Below are 20269 nucleotides of genomic sequence, written 5' to 3'. Positions count from 1 at the left end.
TAACTATGTTATGTATTCTGTATATGAAAAGTATGTAATTCGTCTTGTTTTAAAGGTTTTTCAGCTTTATACATAATTAGCCATTATAATTAGCCCTAATATTGTCAAATCAGTACTAGTAAAATGAGAATTAGATGAGAAAAGTTTCAGCCCATTTTCATATTGATGTTGTATACTGTGTAAATCAAGAACGCATTTATGTAAGGAGAGAGTATTATGAATTACACAGTATTTCAATGGTTTAATAATTTTGCTGGATCGTCCAAACTATTAGATACGCTAATGATTGCTATTACAAATAGTGCTGTCTATGTAGCAATTTTGTTTATGTTTATTTTATGGTTTAATAATGGAAAGAAAGTCAATGCCATTAAAAAACAATACACAGTGTTATATACGACACTTTCAGTCATTATCGCATTACTAGTAAATGTTGTGATACATGCGGTATATTACCATCCACGTCCGTTTGTATCACATGATGTACATCAATTAGTGCCACATGCAGCAGACTCATCATTTGTTAGTGATCATTCTGTACTTGTATTTTCCATTGCATTTGTATTTTTACTTAGAGGAGAAAAACTTAAATATGTCGCTCTTATTTGGGCAGTATTAGTTGGTGTATCACGTATGTACGTAGGAGTTCATTATCCTCTAGATATACTTGGTGCAGCTTTCTTAACATTTATTACGAGCGGTTTAGTAGTGCAAAGTACACGTATGTTTGAACCGATAGCAAAATTTGTATTTAAAATGTACGCATTGGTAGCGAAACGAATTCCTTTTTTAGCGAAATATAATCATATAGCTTAATTTTTATAAATAACTATTTATAGGTTTGTTAAAAAGTTCCCCTTTGGAAATCCAGAGGGGAACTTTTTTATTGTGCACAAGAAGAGGGCATATGCATTAAATGAGTGGTGAAAGAAAAACTGAGTTAGCATCTATTAAATTTGTAAGTTTATTATAAGTTAATCATCCTATGACGGAATATTCTTAAATTTCACACACCGTAATATAAATACAAAAATAAAATAAAAACAGAAACAATAACTACTTTCAGAGCGATTTAAAGGAATTAAAAAGAAAAGTTCGAAACATATAGTATTGAAAGTAAAAACTACATAATTTGTAGCACACCTTTGCCGCAATTAATTGTGAAAGAAAGGAGAGCAACATGCATAAACTTCAAACGAATAAAGGCGCGCGGTATTTTATGGTTGCTTTTATTGTTTTGTTCCTTACTATGATTTTACGTATATTTTATATTCAAGCAGTAGGGGTCGTGCATAATGTGGATGTAAAGGATCTTGCAACTGAACAACATAATAAAAAAGGTGTATTGGAAGCGAATCGTGGCACGATTTATGATCAAACTGGAAAAGTGCTCGTCCAAGATTCCACAACATACCGTGTTGTTGTGAATTTGAATGGTAATGACAAAGTGAAAAATAAAGATGAAACCGCAGGGCAATTAGCTGACGCGCTTGAAATTGATAAAGAAGACGTATTAAAAAATTTCCATGAGGGGCGTACGCAAGTTGAAATCGGAAAAGTTGGTCGGAATTTATCTAGAGAAAAGAAAGAACAAATTAAAAAGTTAAAAATCCCGGGTGTATCTTTTATGACTGAGAAAGCAAGAGTGTATCCGAATGAAGATTTTGCATCTTATATTCTTGGTTTTGCTAGACCTGACAATAAAGGAAATACAGAAGGGAAATTTGGACTTGAAAAAAGTTTGGATAAATATTTGCGCTCGACAAATGGGAAAATAGAATATGTAGGCGCGCGAAGAGGTATCCCTCTTACAAATGATATAGGAAAAATAGAACCCGCTAAAAATGGAAATAACGTATACCTTACGCTTGATAAACAAATTAATGGTTTTTTAGAAGAAGCAATGAACAAGGCACAAGAGCACTATGATCCTTCTATGTTAGTAGGAATCGTAGCGGATCCAAAGACAGGGAAAGTTTTAGCAATGTCTAGTAAACCTAGTTTTAATCCTAATAAAGGTGATATCGAATACTTTTTAAATGATCCAATCGCAAATGCATACGAACCCGGTTCAACAATGAAAATATTTACGTTAGCTGCTGCAATTAATGAAGGGGTATATAACGGGAAAGAATATTTCCAATCCGGAAAATATTCAGTTGGTTCATCTGATATTAAAGATCATAACGGTGGGTTTGGATGGGGATCTATTACATTTGATGAAGGTTTTGAAAGGTCATCAAACGTAGCTTTTTCTATTTTAGAAGATCAGTTATTGAAACCGGATAAATTTAAGCAATACATGAAAAAATTTGGATTCAACCAAAAAACCGGAATAGATTTACCTGGTGAAAGTAAAAATACTTTATTATTAAATACACAAATTCAACAAGTGACATCTTCTTTCGGACAAGGTTCTACAGTAACTCCTATTCAATTAATCCAAGCAGCTACTGCTATAGCAAATGACGGGAAAATGATGCAACCATATATCGTTGACAAAGTTGTAAATCCAACAAACAAACAAGTTATTATGGAAAATCAACCGAAAGAAATTGGGAATCCAATAAAAAAAGAGACAGCGGACAAGGTAAGGAACTTAATGGAGCGTGTTATTACGTCCTCAAAAGGTACTGGTACAATGTATAAAGTGGATGGTTATCCAATAGGAGGTAAGACAGGAACAGCTCAAATTCCGAATCCTGAAAATGGACGATATATGGAAGGAAAAGAAAATTATATTTTTTCATTTTTAGGAATGGCTCCAATTGATGATCCAGAGTTAATTGTATACTTAGCTATTAAGCAACCAAAGTTAAAAGGAGACGAATATGGAGCTCAGCCGCTTGCTGAAATATTTAAACCAGTTATGAAAAATAGCCTTGAATATTTAAAGGTGAAACCATATACAGAAATACAAATGGCAGATGCAACGAAACGATCCCAATTAAAAGTACAAAATTATGTCAACCAATCAATGGATACGGTAGAGAATCGTGTAAAAAAGGAGAAACTACAACCGATAATTTTAGGAGAAGGAAAAATAATGAAACAATATCCGCAGTCTGGCGAAGTAATGAGTGAAGGCGATCGTATATTTCTACTAGGGAATAACGCAAAAATGCCAAATTTACAAGGTTGGTCCATGCGTGATGTTATGTATTTCTCTAAACTATTAAAATTAGATTTAAAAACTACAGGTACGGGCTATGTAACGAGTCAAAGCATTGAAAAGGGACATGATATACAAGAAGGCGATATATTAGAACTAGAATTAGAACTAGAATTAGAACCACCGTTACAACCGTTAGCAGAGGCGAATACAAATTAATTTGGGCAATGTGAAGGGTCTATATACAATAGGCTCTTTTTTAATAGATGCAAGTAATTTCACGCACCGTAATTTTTAAAAAAAAACAATAAATAAGAGAATAAACAATGAAACTCCATTAAATATCTGATTATTTTTTATTTACAGTTAAAAATAATTGTGATAATATGGAAAAATCAAATGCAGTGAAGAGAAGAGTAAATAAAATGAATTTTTCACAGAGAGCTCCATTTAGCTGAAAAGGAGCAAAAATTCTTTATTGAATCAAGCCTCTGAGCAGCGCATCGGAATCTATTATTAGAGGGTGGTGTGACGGGAGCTCCCGTTATAGAGCTATGGTATAAGCATGAATCAAAATGCAGTACCAGATAAGGTTAATATGGTGACATATTAACAAACTAGGGTGGCACCGCGATGATAAATCTCGTCCCTAAGACTAAAAGTCTTGGGGGTGGGATTTTTTTATTGTTTTAAAACAATTTGGAAAGCGGGGGCCTAAAATGAAAAACTTACTTAAAGATTGGAAATATCCTTTATTACTACTGTCTGGCGTTGGTATTGCGAATTTAGGGGCGTGGATTTACTTAATAGCACTGAATGTACTTGTCTATCATATGGGTGGCTCAGCCTTAGCTGTTGCTACTTTATATGTAATTCAACCATTAGCCGCTGTATTAACAAATGCTTGGTCAGGAAGTATGATTGATCGTTTAAATAAACGGAAGTTAATGGTTCACCTCGATATATATCGTGCGGTATTTATCGTTATTTTACCTTTACTTCCATCACTTTGGATGGTTTATGTATTCGTATTCTTTATTAGCATGGCCAATGCAATTTATGAGCCAACTGCTATGACATATATGACTAAATTAATTCCAGTTGAGAAAAGACAACGTTTCAACTCATTACGAAGTTTAATAGGATCTGGTGCATTTTTAATTGGTCCAGCGATAGCGGGAGTATTGTTAATAGCAAGTACACCGGAGTTTGCTATATATATAAATGCTATAGCATTTCTCTTATCAGGAGTAATTACATTTCTGCTACCTAATCTTGATGAAAAATCTGATATTCATACATCAAATGCCACACTATCTTTAGCTGTACTAAAAAAAGATTGGAACATCGTTTTAAATTTCAGTAAAACATCTTTGTATATCGTTTTTGTGTACTTCTTATTTCAAGGGATGATGGCATTGGCTGCCGCAAATGATTCACTTGAATTATCATTTGCGAAAAAAGTTTTATTGCTAACAGATAGTGAGTATGGCTTTTTAGTTAGTACCGGTGGAGCTGGAATCATTTTAGGAGCTATAACAAATACAATTTTATCTAAAAAATTAGCGCCTTCATTTTTAATTGGAATAGGATCATTATTCATTGCAATCGGTTATTTAATTTATGCTTTTTCAAATGAGTTTTTAATAGCTGCTATCGGATTTCTTATTTTATCTTTCTCTATGGCATATGCAAATACAGGATTTTATACCTTTTATCAAAATAATGTACCTGTCCATATCATGGGACGGATTGGGAGTATATATGGGCTTGTTATTGCGGTCATAACCAGTTTGATTACGATTTTATTCGGAGTTGCAACTCAATTTATTTCTATACAACTTGTAGTTATTGTAGGGTCATTAATAATGTTATTTATTACTATCATATTGTGTGTGTTTACTTTATTCCCATCACAATCTAAGTTGTATTCTACTGAATCAATAAATTCGAAATGAACTTTGTGTTCTCATTAACAATTTATCGTATTCAATAAGAGGATTCTTTCCCCTTTATATGGAAAAATTAATAATGGGAAAGAACAATACCGAAAGACAAGGGTGGTTGTCGTGATAAAAACAAAAGATGAAATTGATAAAATTGTAAAAGAAATACAAAAGAAAATAGATTTCTCTGGAGTAGTTTTAGTAAAAAAAGAAAAAGACTTAGTCTATGAAAAAGCATTGGGTTACGCAAACCAAAGTGAATATATAAACAATACGATAAAAACAAGATTCGGCATTGCCTCAGGATGTAAAATTTTCACTGCAATTGGCATCTGTCAACTTGTTGAAAAAGGTGTTATTTCTTTTCATACAAAATTAAAAGATTGTCTAGAGATAAAATTTCCAAACTTCGATGAAGATATTACAATACATCAACTACTAACGCATAGTGCTGGTATACCAGATTATTTTGATGAAAGTATTATGGATAACTTCGAAGATCTTTGGAAACAAACACCTATGTATCTATTAAAGAGCTTAAAAGACTTTTTACCATTATTCCAAAACAGTAATATGATGTTTGCACCAGGAAGTAAGTTTCACTACAATAATGCAGGGTTTATCATACTTGGATTAATTATAGAAGAACAAACAGGGCTTTGTTTTACGGAATATATAGAAAAGAATATATTTATTCCACTAGGCATGAATGATTCCGGCTATTTCTCTTTAGATAGATTACCAAGATACACAGCTCTCGGATATATAAAAGATGTAAATAGCCAAAAATGGAGAACAAATGCATACTCTATTCCGATAAAAGGTGGTTCTGATGGTGGTGCTTTTATTACTGCGCCAGATATGCTGAAGTTCTGGAAAGCGTTATTTAACTATGAAATCATAAGCCAAGAATATACAAAAATACTTTTAACTCCTCATATTCAAGTAAATAATAATCAGTCTTACGGCTATGGAATATGGATTGAAACAAGAGAAAATAAGATATTCAAATATCATGTCATGGGATATGATCCAGGCGTCAGTTTTCGCTCGGCCGTATATCCAGACTTAGGAATTACATTAGTTATTCCATCAAATAAAGGAGCAGGACCCGAAAAATTAATGATAGAAATAGAAGGAGCTTTTTAATTATATGAATATAGAAATTAGAGCGTATAGAAAAGAGGATGAAACAGGTTGGGTACGTTGCCGTGTGTTATCTTTTCTAGATACAGCATATTATGATAACGTACTTAGAGAGAAAGAAAAATATGAAAATCCTACTATTGAATTAGTAGCTGTATATGAAAATCAAATTGTGGGTTTAATAGATATTGAATATGAATTAGAAGAGCGTACTGTTTGTTCAAGAGGAACTGGTCTTGGCGGTATGATTTGGCATATTGCAGTTCATCCAGATTTCCGTAGAATGAAAATTGGTAATCAACTATTAAATGAGGCAGAAAAGTTAGCGAAAGAACTTAACCTAAATCGATTAGAAGCATGGACTAGGGACAACCTATGGGTTCATGGATGGTATAAAAAGAACGGATTTGTAAACGTAGATTCATATTTACACGTATATTCCGATCATACAGACCAGATAAAGGGTGTAATGAAAAGTAATATAGATCAGTTATATCCAGTTCACGCATTTGCTCATTATACAGGTGAAAATAAAGAAGAGATAAGAAAACAATTTAAGCGGGTTCATGATTGTTTTTGTTTTGAAAAGTATTTTAACTAACAATTCATACGGGTTAAAGGATATATTTATTTTGAATAAAGATGATAAAAGACGTACGAGTCAAAAGTACGTCTTTTTATTTTTAAAAATAATGCTACAAACTGATGGAGAATCACATTCCATATTTTTCAATTTGAAGTAGCTATCGCATTTCAAGTATGGAATAAAAAGAGGTGAATATAATTTTTAAAGGTAAACAAGTATATAGGAGGACACTAAATGGATATTTTACTTGTTATGCTTATTATCGTATTAATGCAAAGTAAGGAACGTAAAGTGAAAGTTAATCGCATTTGGCTCGTTCCGGCTTTGTTGTGCTTTGTAACAATCCAGTCCATTATTCATATGGGACAACTAACTATATTACAATTACTACTATTTGTTGCAATGTTCGGGATTGGATTGGTTCTTGGAATTATTAGAGGAAAAGCATTAACATTTCGAATAGATAATGAAACGGGTCATGTATTACGAAAAGGAAATTGGTTAAGCACGATGATTCTTCTTGTTATTTTAGGTGCGAAAATTTTAATTAAGCAAAGTATGTTTTCTGGCAGTACTCATTACACACTAATGCTTGTAACGAATGCCTTTTTATGTATCACATTAGGTACAGTAATAAGTAGACGATATTACATTTGGAAAAAATATAATGAACTAACACAAAAAGTGTAAATACATTCATCCCTTGTTTATCAATGCTGTGAACGGTAATACTAAATAACATTGAACTTTTATAATAAGGGATGATAATATGATATTCATTTACACAGATTTCGGCGGAACACATTCAACTTCACTCGCTGCAGCTTATCATTTAAATAAATTACCAACGGATCGTAAGTTAACGAAAGAAGAAATATTAAATGTAGATTACTTTAATAAATTGAAAACAGAAGATATGGGGAAAATTATTTTTCATGGAATAGATGAAAATGGTAACCCAGTTTATACGATTGGATGCGGCGCATCAAAAGTCGTTGTACCTGCGATGAAGCATTTAGGAGAGATTCTGCAAAAACATTATCAAAGCCATGAAAAGATTATTTTTTCTAATACATCACCAACAGTGCCTTTACCAATGACTTTTGGTGGACTGTTTTCTAGAAGATTTCATATTGACTTTATCGGTGTACCGTTACTTATTTGGGGAGCAAAACTTTGCTGCGATAACGTACAAAGACTTGTTAGTTATACGAAAGAAGCCGGGCGATTGACGAATGATTATGTTGTGATTTTAGATAATGAAACCTTTAAATAATGTATGATAAAAAGAAAATCGAGCAAATTCCTTGATTTTCTTTTTAATTTGTGAAAAAGACAAGAAATATTCACATTTATAATCTATCTACTATAGCCAAATCAATAAAGTCCTGTTACTATTACAGGGATATTCTCTTTTCATAACATAAATATATAGAAAAATTAGAAAAGAGGAATTGAATTAAGGGAGGAACAACATGAAGCGTGTTGCTTGGATTACTGATAGTACAACTGCGAGTTTTACAACAGAAGGAGATAACTTTGTTATCCCAATTGAAGTTATTATTGATGGTGTGTCGTACAAAGATTGTGAAGAAGGTGTGCGTGAGCGCGTTTATAATGCTTTGAACGAAGGTAAAACTGTCACTACATCACAGCCTAACATAGGGGAAATGGTAGAGTTATTTTCGAAGTGCAAAGAAGAATATGAAGAGGGATTTGCAGTTGCTATTAGCGGAAAAGTAAGTGGAACCTATCAAAACATGAAGTTAGCTGCAGAAATGGCAGGTTTCCCATTAACGGTATTAGATAGTGAAACAACAAGTTATCCAATGGATGAACTAATTAGAAAAGCGAAATCGTTATACAATGATGGTATGACTTTACAAGATATACACAAAACATTAGTAGATGAAAAAAGAAGACCTTTCCACGTATTCCCGAAAAGTTTAAAAGGCCTTTACGCAAGTGGACGTGTAAAGGGAGTTCAATTTTTACTTGGAAGTTTATTAAGTGTCAACTTAATATTAGAAGTAAAAGGTGGAGAGCTTTTACTTGAAAAGAAAGTTCGTAAAATCCAAAAATGTCGAGAATACATTAAAAATGAACTTGAAAAAGAATTACCAAAAGTACTTCACATGTTCCATGCTAACGATAAAGATGGAGCTGAAGAATGGATTGCAGATATTAAAAATTCATTCCCAGAAATGGATTTTAAACTATATCCATTACCAATTTCATTTGCGGTTCATGCAGGTGAAGGAACAATAGCAATTAGTTATTAGAAAGAAAACCCGTGAATGATTCACGGGTTTTTTTATTTGAAAATGTTGCACACCACACCGCCATCAAGTTGAAGTTTTATAGCACTCTAGAACGAAATTTGTATTAACTCGAAACAAAAATCTTATTTTATCGTTTTGGGGAGCAACCACAATTCCTCGACTTGATTTGAGATTAAAAATATAAACCTTTTCCTACCGGCTGAACAGTTTCTAGTACAATATCAACCATTTCTTCATTAAGTAGGGTCCTTATAATCCAAGCTGAGAGTTCTTGAGCAGCAAAACAACCCGCAGCAGTCGAGATATTCCCTTCGTTTACGAAACTTTGTTCAATAACGTCTACATCAAATTCTTTAAGCTGTTCTACTGCGGATGGATATGTAGTTGCTTTTTTGCCAGTTAACAACTTTTTAGCTCCTAATAGTAGAGAACCAGAACACATAGATCCTATTAATTGTTTTTGAGGATCTACATGAATGCTATTAAGATATTCTTGATTTTGATATAGATCTTGTACACCCTTACCACTTGCGAATATTACGGCTTCAGCAGAAGGAATATCAGATAGGCTTCCTGTCATCGGAATACGCAAACCAGACATGGAAATATGAGTTTTTTCCGTTCCTAATAGTTGGACATTCCAATCAGAAATACCGCCTACTAAACGTACACGATTTAATAAATCCCATGGTAGAAAAACATCTATATCAGTAAAGTTATCGAAACAGACTATCGCAATTTTCATTTTCTAATCCTCCATTACTGTTGTTAACGTTGCCAATTAAATTTTCTAACAAAAAATTGCTTTAACAATTGATTCTAACTCCATATGTATGTCCCTTTACTTACAATATAAACTTCTCCTTTTTATGTTCTATATTAAGTTTTATATTCCTGTATATTCCATGTGTATGAAAGAGGTGTTAGCGATTTTTTAACTCCTCTAAACAGAAAAAGATATAAAATCTTTTTCTTGCTTTCTATCGATTTTTTGTACAAAAACAAGAGATGAATGTACTTTTGAGAGTAAAGATCTTTTAATTTTGCCAGGAGGGACTACTTGGAGTGAAGAAATTCATCAACCTATGTTGGAAAAAATTGGCCAAGCTTTAAAGCTTGGCACTATTGTCGCTGCAATTTGTGGTGCAACTGATGCCCTCGCGAATATGGGATACTTGGATAATAGAAAGCATACAAGTAATAACTTAGAATATACTAAAATGGTATGCCCTAACTATAAAGGAGAAAAGTTCTATGAGTTGGGATCTGCGGTATCTGATGCGAATTTAGTTACTGCATCAGGAATAGCTCCTCTGGAATTTGCAATGGAGGTACTGAAAAAAATAGATGTATTTACACCAGATGCATTACATTCATGGTATAACCTAAATAAGACTCATAAACCTGAATACTTCTTCCAGTTAATGAATTCAATAAATAAATAAATAAATAAAAAGCTCAATTTCTCTATTTTGATTTGCAGAGAAGTTGGGCTTTTTAATTTGGAATTCCCTTATCGTTGTAAATCCGTATTTTCCTGACGCTACCCCATGCCCATCAAGCTAACCAAGTAAATTACTAGATATGAAATGATCCTTGGTTCAAAACTAACAATTGATAGAAAAGTAGGCATACTAAAGAAGCCTATTAAAATCTGATTTTTTCGCTAGGCAGTTTGTCTATGCTTCACCGTCGTTTTATACACAATCCCTAGAATATCAAAGACGGTCATTTTCTTATACCGATGACATTTACGACCGTTCTTTTTGAGCAATAGATAAAGACGATGCAAAATTTTTAAAAGTTGTTCTGTGCCAATGGCTATCGCTTGAAACAGTAACGGAAAGTAATCTTTAATCATATAAATCGCTTTGTATTCACTTAGCTCCTGATTTGTTTTTTCAAGCAGAAACTGTCGCATTTGAAACATCGTAGAAGAACAGAGGAGAATGCCGATGAGTTGTCCATATAAATGGCACTCTAGGCGTTCTCTTTTAATATTTTTACATTCATCAATTTCAAAAAATAACTTCCACGTTTTAAACAAAATTTCAATCTGCCAACGAATTGAATACAGTGAGTGCACGTAGTTCGTTGGTACTCCTTCTAGAGACGTGTTCGTGATATATGCATTCATACTCATTAAACGTTTACTTTTATCCTTCATGACAATGCCTTTTTTCTTTTCACGTATCGCTTGGTTTTTCAGGCGTGCTTGCGTTTGATTATCGGTTAAACGATGGATAATGACACGTGCTGGAAGCTTCTGATTTTGTCCAATGTATGCCTCGGTAATTTCTATCGTTTCACCAGGGATTAGATCTGACATCATTTGTGTCATATCAAGCTGGATGTATTCTGTTTGCTTTTTTAACGTGCCGTTGTTGAAGTATTCTGGCTCAGGGTTCTTGATATAAATCCGCGTATTCAGCTTCAACCGCGAGATGTAGTAAGCTCCTTTATCATGAATAGTTTGTAAGTCTCCTAAATCGAAGTAACCAAGATCACGTAAACACAAATCGCCGGTCTCTACGGTTTCAAGGCAGATGGTACCGTATGTTTTATCATTATTCTTTCCTGGTCCAAGCTGCACGTTAAGAAATTGACCACTAAGTAAATCATATTCCAATTGGATTTTTACGCCTGCCGTATTACTACTTCCACCTGAACCTTGATAGTCAGTGGCGAAATGATCAGGCAGTTGAAACACTGTTGCATCCAAAATACGGATACGATTGAAAGTAGAGATCATGTGTGCAGAAAGTGAGTGATTTGAACAGAGTTTTTGTTTGAGAAGAGAAGTAAAGACTTCTCGAAGAAATGCGACAGCTGCTGGATTAAAGCGTTGATTCAGTCCTTCTGAGCTCATAAGTACCCCAGTGGAAACTTCTAACTGACTACACAATTGTGTAAGTGATGTGCTAGCAATTTCTTGACTAAGCCATACGCAAAGGGCAATGAGTTCTTTTGCTTGATACTTACTAGATCGTTGTACAAAGCCAACTTGTTTGGCAATATCTTGTAGGACCACTGGAGATAAAAAGTATTGTAGCTCTTGAGCGAAAAGATTCAATCTATTTGAAATGATAGGATTCATCAAAACGCCATCCTTTCTTATAAACTGTTTACAATAAGCATAGCGTTTTTTCATTTTGAAGGTATGATTTTAACTTTGCTTGAAGGGAATTTGGAGGGACCACTTTAAACAACAGGAGTGATTTTTTTATGAAGAAAAATGGGTTTTTTTATGTTAAAATTTTTAAAAGAATATAATAATTTTTATTTTTCTAACCGTTTGTATTGAATTATAAAATTTTTGGGGGAATAATCTTATGGTTAAACTAAGTGAAATAGTGTCTAAACTGGACATTGAACTTGATATAAAATCATTTGGGAAGGATTCTGCTTTCAGTCAATTCATACCAATGGTCTATGAACCTTTAAAGTTTGACTGGAAATCAATTTTTGAAAAAGACTTTGTGGAATTATTTAATGGTCTAATGTTAAAAGGAGATGCAAATGTAAAGAAAATTTTTCTTGCCGTCTTCCCTACAGATGAAGTGTTGGAACGTTTTATAGAAGAAAGTAATAGCGGAGACTTACTTTTTATGCACCATCCCTTATTGATGGAATGTGGAGATCCAAAAGGAGTATGGGGCAAAGGTTTTGTTCCTATAAAAGAAAAATACATTAAACAAATAAAAGAAAAGAAATTATCATTCTATACATGCCATGTACCGATGGATTATCATGCCAATTTAGGTACAAGTGTAGCTATTGCTAAACAATTAAATGCAGAAATTATTGATGGGTTTTTAACAAGTTCTATAAATAATGAAGACCTAGTTCTAATTTGTAACATTGAAGAAAAGAGTACAAGTGAGCTAACTTCTCACTTAAAAGAAATATTCGATATTCCATATGTTGATTTTGAAGGTAAGAACATAAATAACGTAAAGAAAATTGCTATCGTTGCAGGTTGTGGCGACAAAGTAAGTTGGATGGAGGAAGCTGAAAAAAGAGGAGTTCAAGCCTATATCACTGGCGAAATCCATTGCCATATTGATAACGAATATGGTAAACAAAGATACAAACAAATGATGGATTATGTTACTAATACTTCGATGTCTTTAATCGGCGTTTCCCATTCTGCATCAGAATATCTGGTCCATAAAACATTGATGAAGGAATGGTTTGAGAATAACTTTGATATTGAAACAGTTTTAATTCCACAGGAAAAATGGTGGTTATAAAATTATTAAGTAATATTTAAAAGAGCTTGGGAATTCAAGCTCTTTTTTGCGAATTTAGCTGAGAATTATATCGTGAAAACTAGATGTTTTAGTCTGTGCTTATTGCTGAAGTTTTAAGTCTAGCACCCCAAAAATGCAAAAAACAAGCAGAATTTTCATAAATAATTGTAAAAAAGTAAAATTCTCGTTATGGGGGTGTCTTAAAATCTTAGCTTGATGGGCATGTGACGCTACCCCTATGTAACCTTCTACAGTAATCCTACTCCAATAGTTCAATAAAGTAATGCTATAATGTCCGTTTATAAGTACATTTCATTAAGTATAAAGTAATAAATCCATTGAGGTTTAATAATTTTGATACTGATAATATGACATGCATAAAATCAAAATTTGCATGTTATATTATTAGGCACACCAATATAAATAATACCATTTTTTCATTCCGTAAATAATGTTGATAAAAAAGGTGAAAGGATTTTTAAAGATAAAAATAGAAATCTATATAAAAAAATATTTAAATGGTAGGGATATTATGAAAATTGGTAAGTTTGGAGAAGTAAATAACATAAGTATTGATACTGTTAGACATTATATGGATCTCAGTCTCATTATTCCTGAAAAAAAGGGAGGGCACTATTTATTTGATGAATATTGTCAAGCAGATTTAGAACTAATATTACATTACAAAGATCTAGGATTTAGCTTGAATGAAATTAAAGAACTATTTTTTTATAAAAATTTAGCGAAATCTATGAATTACGAAAAAGATACTTTTTACCAATCTTTATTTAAACTGAAATATGACAAGATGGAACAGGAAATAGAACTTTTGGAGAAGAAACGAGATAAATTAAAGGGAGTGTTACATGATTTATTATTAACAAATGAAACTTCTAATTCAATTATAGGGATAGATTTAAGTGTACTACATTTACTTACATGTTCTAAATGTAGTAAAAAATTAATTCTTCAAGATGGAATTATTAATAGTAATCAAATTATTGAAGGAAAGTTAATTTGTAATTGTGGTGAAGAATACATTATTACTTCAGGAATTATAACTGCTGGTAAGTTATTTAAAGCAAATGAGCGGACGTCACTTGATGATACTATTTCGGATTATATTCATGAAACTGATAATGCATATTTGGAAAATATGCATAGAGAAGGGGCATGGGCGAAAAAGAAACTAATACATTTAGATTTAAATAACAAATTAATACTGGATATAGGATCAGGACTTGGGTTCTTTTTGAGGAACATTTATGAAGAACTACCCGAAGATTGCCTATACATCGCAGTGGATCGAGATTTCAATAAACTTTTATTTTTAAAAGATGTATTAGCGAGAAGAAATCCGAGAAGAAACATTCTCTTTATCTGTGCGGATTTTTTGAACATCCCTATTCAAAATCGGTCTGTTGATATCGTAATTGATCACTCTGGTACGAGCAATTATAGTTTTGAGCATGATGATTTTTTACTTCACGAATTAAATCCACTTTTTAAACCTGATTGTTATTTATTAAGTTTATTTATTTTATTTAAAAATTTCAGCTCAAATAGCCAAATTACAAATAACTTTCGAGCAAATTTTACACTTTCAAAAGTAACGAAAGAAATCCAAAATCTACAGTTCCAATCGATTGATGAAAGTACTTCAAATTATTTGAAACGAGGCGGAAAGTACGAGGATTTCTTTGTTCAAGGAGAAGAAATTTATACATATTCATTTTTCGGAAAAAGATGGGGTTAACCCCATCTTTTATTTATTTCCTCATAAAACTTTTCAAATAGTACGTATTGATATTGGGTTAACCCAAGAACTTACACTTAATGTAATACAAAGAAAAGTGGGGGAAATGTTATGGGAAGTTTACGATTACTTATAGAAAATAAAAAAAGAAACCTGGAACTAAGAAATATTTGTTTATATTCAATCGCAAAAACAGTATCAATATTCGGTACCTCTATGTATAGTTTCGCATTAAGTCTATATGTTTTACAAATAACTGGATCAGCGTTAAATTTCGCGATAACACTCATATTAGGAACAATTCCAATGATTGTTATGAATCCATTTGCCGGTGTAATTGCTGATAAGGTTAATAAAAAGAAACTCGTCGTTTGTATGGATGTACTAAGTGGCTGCTTATTAATAGCTGTTTATATATTAAGTAGCCATTATGGATTAAACTTATTCATTATTTATACTACTACCTTTCTTATGACGGTATTTACAACCTTTTTTGGAATAGGATTAGAAGCTGCAAAACCCAATATCGTCTCTAAAGAAAGGCTTATGAGTATTAATTCTATAAGTAAAATTATCGATTCTGTATCTTTAATTCTTGGCCCTATGTTAGGTGGCATCGTTTTTTCAGTATTTGATATTAAAACTTTTATAATTATAAACGGTATTTCATTTCTTCTTTCAGGGATAGTATTACTATTTATTCAATTTAAATTGTTCGAGTACAACATAAATGAGGAAATTTCAAAAAGAGGAGTAAATTTTATTAAAGATATAAAAGAGGGGTTTTCTTACTTACTTAAAAAGGATAGCTTAAAGAATACGTTTCATATTTTAATTTCGTTTAATTTCTTCTTAGGCTTCGCTGTAACTGTTCCATTTCCATACATTATTAACACAGTACTCAATCTTAGTTCTAAGCAATTTGGTATCATTCAAGGGACTTTTCCAGTAGGGATGATAATTGGTGCAATTGTAGTAAAAAAGATAACTGATCGTCTTTCTTACTCTTATCTTTTGAAAAAGCTAAGTTCTATGTTGGCAGTTATTATGATTATTTCAGGGATTCCAGTTTTATTCAAAAGCTTTGAAGTGAATGATTTTGTATTCGTGATTACGTATTGTGTTGTTATGATTTTTTTAGGGCTTATTATAGCGTTAATTGATATTCCTTTAATTTATTTCATGCAAAAAGAGATTCCTGATGAATATAGGGGCAGAGTGCTTAGTATTGGATTAAGCTTAGGTAAAATGATGCAACCAATAGCACTTGCAATATCAGGTCTATTATTAAATTATATCCCATCCTACATCATTCCAATTGTAGGTGGATTCTTATATTTAATAGTAATTAAAGTTTCATCAAATCGTTTCACGTTAGAAGTTCATTCGAAAGATTATAGTGCTTCGTAGAATCTTAGGTTATTTATAGAATGGATATTTCTACATCTTTCAAGCTGAGAAAAGCAAATAATATAAAACGAAAAAATGGACTGATTTCCTATGGACAATGTTGAAGAGATTACGTATTCGTTTTAGGGGGCTAAATACAATAAGGAAATTTAACTTTATGGATTGCCCTTCCCCTTACAGGAAGCATTATATTTAAAATAATTAGTAACAGGAGGTGAGTGGTATGCTTTCAATTGGGGAGTTCTCAAAAATATCGCATCTTACAATGAAGACGCTGCGCTACTATGATGAAATTGGGCTTTTAAAACCTGATTTCATAGATGTTAAGAATGGCTATCGCTACTATAATATTTCCCAATTAGAAACAGCTTTATTGATTACACGATTAAAAACTTATTTATTTTCGTTGGAAGAAATTAAGGATATTTTAGCAAATTGGGAGAATACTGAGTTGCTTAATTCTAAAATGAAAACCAAACAAGAAATACTAACACAACAAATTACATTTTATTCTTCTTTATTAAAAAAATTAAAGTTTGATATTCAACAATTAGATGAAGAGGAAAGTATCATGGATTACTTAAATCATATTGAGATTAATCTTGTAAATCACTTAACCTATCATATAGTATCTCAGCGAAAACGAATAAATATCGCTGATTTTCTAACACACTTTAATGGGTTGTTTAGTAAAATTTTATTTGAAAATTTATCACCTATTGCAAAACCACTTGCTATATTCCATAGTTCAGAATATACATCTGAAAATTATGATGTAGAAATTTCGATTCCTCTTGCCGAGGCCACAAATAAAACAAAAGTGTTTCATCCCGGCCTTTGCGCAATGGCTATACTTAATGGATCTTACAATGAATTGCCTTCTATTCATACAAAGCTACATGTTTGGGTTAAAGAAAATAACTATAAACTGAATGGCGCTCCGTTTGAAGTTTATAAAACGAATCCTTATAGCACATCAGAGGAGAATAATCTCATAGAAGTATATTTTCCTATAAAATGAGTAAAGGAAGGGGCGTATAACAATGTATGGTATAAATCGGCCAACGATAAAAGAAAAGATCTTAATTGTAGTTGCTGAGATTATATACTTATTCATTGCATATTATTTACTTTTCATTATTTATTTCAAACCAGGTATTTCAATAGGGCTTTTTATAGCATTAATTATTACCGCTTTACGATTAACAGCTATGATGTTTATATGGTTGCCTAGAGGGATTGCATGGCAAGAAGCCATTATGAACAGTATTGCTTTTGGAATATATTATGTAGGTTTTCCAATCTTACTGATTACTAGTAATCAGGATCCAAACTTAACATTGCTTATTATAGGCTGGATATTGTTTTTAGGGGGAAGTATATTAAACACAGTTTCCGAGTTACTTAGAAAACCTTTTAAAGACAATCCTATAAATCAAGGTAAGCTATATACAGGCGGTTTATTTAAATATGCGATTCATATTAATTATCTTGGGGATTGCATTTGGGTGCTTGGTTTAGCATTAATCTCGAGCAATATTTTTAGTCTATTTATCCCGCTAGGCCTATTCTTAGTATTTGTTTTTGAATATATTCCAAAATCTGATGATTACTTACAAAACAAGTATGGGGAACAATTTACAGTGTATAAACAGAAAACAAAAAAACTAATACCGTTTATTTGGTAAATCAACTTCATAAATTATAAAAAAGCACAGGATCATCATCCTGCGCTTTTTTATCGTAATTCAGCTGTTTTTCTAATCACAATCTTATCAATATCATCTTCTTCATCACCGATAAATAAACCGCGTTCTTTTAAATAGGCCTCAAAATATAAATCTGCTTCTGCACGTTCATCATATGGTTTTATAGATAGAACGAAACCTAATTTGTTTTGTTCCTCTAAATGAGAAGTGGAGATGTAGGCCGGTACATTGTGGCGTAGAAAGAGTTCTTTAACTGGAATTATCATATCTTTCATTAATTTCGTTAACATACCCATTTCAAACTCGAAATTAAAGCGATCTATGCTACATAAATCAGCGAACACTACACCGATAAAACCTGTATTAAATACTTCTTGATATTCTGCTTCTTCGTTACTGTAAAAATTCTTTTCGATTAAATAATTTACAAAATAAGCAACACCGTCACTTTGTTCAAATGGTTTCGTTGAAAGAACAAAGCCGATTTTCTTTTGTTTATGTAAATACACACATGACATGTATGCTGATATGTTATGTTCTTTAAATAGAGAACTTGTTGCCCCAGAGAGACCATCTAGTACGTGATGAACAATTTGAAGTTTTTTACGAGCGAAATAATAGGATTTCTTTTGTAACTCCAATGTATCAATAAAGACAGAGCCGATAAAGCCTGTATTTGAAATAATAGGTGTTTGCTTTTTTCTTCCTCTGCGCTTTGCTTGAGCCATTGTAAAAAATCATCCCTTCATGTACAATTAAAATAAAAAGAACATTTGTTCGTATATTTATATTTTACTATTAAAACGCTCTAAAGTAAAGGGTTTTTGACGAAAAAACAACAAAAAAGACACCTATAAAAGGTGCCTTGAACGCGGTAGGGAAGAGGGTTCATCCCAACTATTTATATTATGATACAGAAACAATCTCTTCTGTATCTTCTACATCTAAATGACAGTCCATAGTACGAACATCTTGATCTTCATGACTTCCGAAATAAATAGTAATTTTCATATGTATCGCTCCTTTATTCTAGGAATACCTAAAATAATTACTAGTAATGTTAATATTTATTATATACCACTTTTTTCATTCCGACAACGTTATATCATTTTTAATTCTTTTAGGGCGCAAAGAGTGATGTATAGAGCTATTTTTATAGAAATAGGTACATTTCTTATATGTTATATTTAATATTGAAGGAATCGAATACGGATTTTTATGAAAGGAGCAAAATGAATGAGTTATAAACAGTTACTAATAGATAATTTTACATATAAAACCTCATATATTGCGCGGCAGGTACATGGAATGGATGTAAAAGAAACGAAGGATTACATTGCTGTCAATTGTGGTTTACCTGCAGATACATTTAATATCATTACTTTACTAAACAATGATTTAACGGAAGGCATTGAGAAACTATACAAAGTGGTAAACAACTATAATCAAAAGAAACTTCCAATGAGTGTTTGGTTTTGGGATGATAGGCATGAGCAGACTATAAAAAGCGAATTAATAAAACTTGGCTTAAAAGAAGCAGAACAAAATATCGCGATGGTAGCAGACTTAAGAACAATTCATCCAACAATAAACATGCCAGAAGGTTTTACGATACAAAAATCATCTTCTTCAGAACAAATTAAAAAGTTTGGGGAAACATTAGCTAATCTATTTGGTAAATCAGAGGAAGGTACACATGTACAAACGTTCTACAATCAAACCGCTTCTTTCGATTTATGGAATAGTGAAAATATGAAACTGTACTTAGGTCTTTATAAAAATGAAGTCGTATCGGTTGGTTCATTAATATGTACAATAGATAGTATTGGTATTTATGATATAGCAACTAAAGAAGAAATGAGAGGAAAAGGATTTGGCTCTACTATGTTTAATTACTTGTTGCAAGAAGCAAAAGAATTGAAAGTTTCTCAATGCGTATTACAAGCTTCACCTGATGGGATTAATATTTATAAAAAGACTGGTTTTCAATCTGTAGGACAAATGACTGTTTTTGAAAATCGACATTTAATTGAATAAATCATCCAAATTAAACTACTTTCATGTAGGAG

General features: G+C 32.1%; 18 protein-coding genes and 1 other annotated feature. Of the genes, 15 read left to right on the top strand and 3 right to left on the bottom strand.

Annotation, left to right across the window (positions count from 1 at the left end; translation table 11 throughout):
- Nucleotides 1-216: 216 nt before the first annotated feature.
- From QCI44_RS14915 to QCI44_RS14880, 8 genes are all read left to right on the top strand, one after another.
- Nucleotides 217-816, top strand: coding sequence for an undecaprenyl-diphosphatase (locus QCI44_RS14915; protein ID WP_016134605.1), 600 nt, complete (start codon nt 217-219; stop codon nt 814-816).
- A 364-nt stretch (nt 817-1180) separates the two neighbouring features.
- Nucleotides 1181-3331: a penicillin-binding protein gene (locus tag QCI44_RS14910; RefSeq protein ID WP_353811244.1), complete on the top strand. Its 2151-nt coding sequence runs from the start codon at nt 1181-1183 to the stop codon at nt 3329-3331.
- Nucleotides 3332-3507: 176 nt separating this feature from the next.
- Nucleotides 3508-3766: a binding site (T-box leader), on the top strand.
- Between the two features lie 65 nt (nt 3767-3831).
- Nucleotides 3832-5070 carry an MFS transporter gene (locus QCI44_RS14905; RefSeq protein ID WP_353811243.1) on the top strand — a complete coding sequence of 413 codons (1239 nt, stop codon included), beginning with the start codon at nt 3832-3834 and terminating at the stop codon, nt 5068-5070.
- 111 nt (nt 5071-5181) lie between these two features.
- Nucleotides 5182-6207: a serine hydrolase domain-containing protein gene (locus tag QCI44_RS14900; protein ID WP_016134608.1), complete on the top strand. Its 1026-nt coding sequence runs from the start codon at nt 5182-5184 to the stop codon at nt 6205-6207.
- A 4-nt stretch (nt 6208-6211) separates the two neighbouring features.
- Nucleotides 6212-6805, top strand: a complete 594-nt coding sequence (locus QCI44_RS14895) for a GNAT family N-acetyltransferase (protein WP_016087685.1) — start codon at nt 6212-6214, stop codon at nt 6803-6805.
- A 219-nt stretch (nt 6806-7024) separates the two neighbouring features.
- Nucleotides 7025-7480: a CcdC protein domain-containing protein gene (locus tag QCI44_RS14890; protein ID WP_098986428.1), complete on the top strand. Its 456-nt coding sequence runs from the start codon at nt 7025-7027 to the stop codon at nt 7478-7480.
- A gap of 79 nt (nt 7481-7559) precedes the next feature.
- A complete protein-coding gene (locus QCI44_RS14885; RefSeq protein WP_016087683.1) occupies nt 7560-8066 on the top strand; it encodes a DUF3189 family protein in 507 nt (168 codons plus the stop codon).
- Nucleotides 8067-8265: 199 nt separating this feature from the next.
- Nucleotides 8266-9072: a DegV family protein gene (locus QCI44_RS14880; protein WP_016087682.1), complete on the top strand. Its 807-nt coding sequence runs from the start codon at nt 8266-8268 to the stop codon at nt 9070-9072.
- A 172-nt stretch (nt 9073-9244) separates the two neighbouring features.
- Here QCI44_RS14880 and QCI44_RS14875 read toward each other — a convergent pair whose 3' ends face one another.
- Nucleotides 9245-9817 (bottom strand): DJ-1/PfpI family protein, encoded by a 573-nt coding sequence (locus QCI44_RS14875; RefSeq protein WP_016087681.1) that lies wholly within the window; start codon nt 9815-9817, stop codon nt 9245-9247.
- A 214-nt stretch (nt 9818-10031) separates the two neighbouring features.
- Here QCI44_RS14875 and QCI44_RS14870 point away from each other — a divergent pair, with 214 nt between their 5' ends.
- Complete coding sequence (locus QCI44_RS14870; RefSeq protein WP_082181406.1) at nt 10032-10517, top strand: DJ-1/PfpI family protein; 486 nt, start codon at nt 10032-10034, stop codon at nt 10515-10517.
- 221 nt (nt 10518-10738) lie between these two features.
- Here QCI44_RS14870 and QCI44_RS14865 read toward each other — a convergent pair whose 3' ends face one another.
- The gene (locus QCI44_RS14865) at nt 10739-12169 is read right to left on the bottom strand and encodes an IS4 family transposase (RefSeq protein ID WP_016134611.1); all 1431 of its coding nucleotides are present in this window, start codon (nt 12167-12169) and stop codon (nt 10739-10741) included.
- Between the two features lie 235 nt (nt 12170-12404).
- On the opposite strand from QCI44_RS14865, the gene QCI44_RS14860 reads away from it, so the two are divergent.
- From QCI44_RS14860 to QCI44_RS14840, 5 genes are all read left to right on the top strand, one after another.
- Entirely contained in the window at nt 12405-13325 is a 921-nt protein-coding gene (locus QCI44_RS14860; protein ID WP_016134612.1) for a Nif3-like dinuclear metal center hexameric protein, read from the top strand.
- Between the two features lie 532 nt (nt 13326-13857).
- Complete coding sequence (locus tag QCI44_RS14855; protein ID WP_016134613.1) at nt 13858-15081, top strand: methyltransferase domain-containing protein; 1224 nt, start codon at nt 13858-13860, stop codon at nt 15079-15081.
- 111 nt (nt 15082-15192) lie between these two features.
- On the top strand, nt 15193-16491 hold the full coding sequence (locus QCI44_RS14850; RefSeq protein ID WP_016134615.1) for an MFS transporter: 1299 nt from the start codon (nt 15193-15195) through the stop codon (nt 16489-16491).
- 223 nt (nt 16492-16714) lie between these two features.
- On the top strand, nt 16715-17512 hold the full coding sequence (locus QCI44_RS14845; RefSeq protein ID WP_016134616.1) for a MerR family transcriptional regulator: 798 nt from the start codon (nt 16715-16717) through the stop codon (nt 17510-17512).
- A 22-nt stretch (nt 17513-17534) separates the two neighbouring features.
- Nucleotides 17535-18179: a methyltransferase family protein gene (locus tag QCI44_RS14840; protein ID WP_016134617.1), complete on the top strand. Its 645-nt coding sequence runs from the start codon at nt 17535-17537 to the stop codon at nt 18177-18179.
- Between the two features lie 50 nt (nt 18180-18229).
- Here the strand turns inward: QCI44_RS14840 and QCI44_RS14835 are convergent, their stop codons facing one another.
- Nucleotides 18230-18928 carry a hypothetical protein gene (locus QCI44_RS14835; RefSeq protein ID WP_016087672.1) on the bottom strand — a complete coding sequence of 233 codons (699 nt, stop codon included), beginning with the start codon at nt 18926-18928 and terminating at the stop codon, nt 18230-18232.
- Nucleotides 18929-19436: 508 nt separating this feature from the next.
- Between QCI44_RS14835 and QCI44_RS14830 the strand changes: the two genes are divergently transcribed.
- Nucleotides 19437-20237: a GNAT family N-acetyltransferase gene (locus tag QCI44_RS14830; protein ID WP_016134618.1), complete on the top strand. Its 801-nt coding sequence runs from the start codon at nt 19437-19439 to the stop codon at nt 20235-20237.
- Nucleotides 20238-20269: the final 32 nt, after the last annotated feature.

It is taken from the genome of Bacillus cereus group sp. RP37 (assembly GCF_040459695.1).
Taxonomy (GTDB): domain Bacteria; phylum Bacillota; class Bacilli; order Bacillales; family Bacillaceae_G; genus Bacillus_A.
Note: the sequence above shows the minus strand (reverse complement) of the source record. Positions and strands in the feature narration are given on the sequence as shown.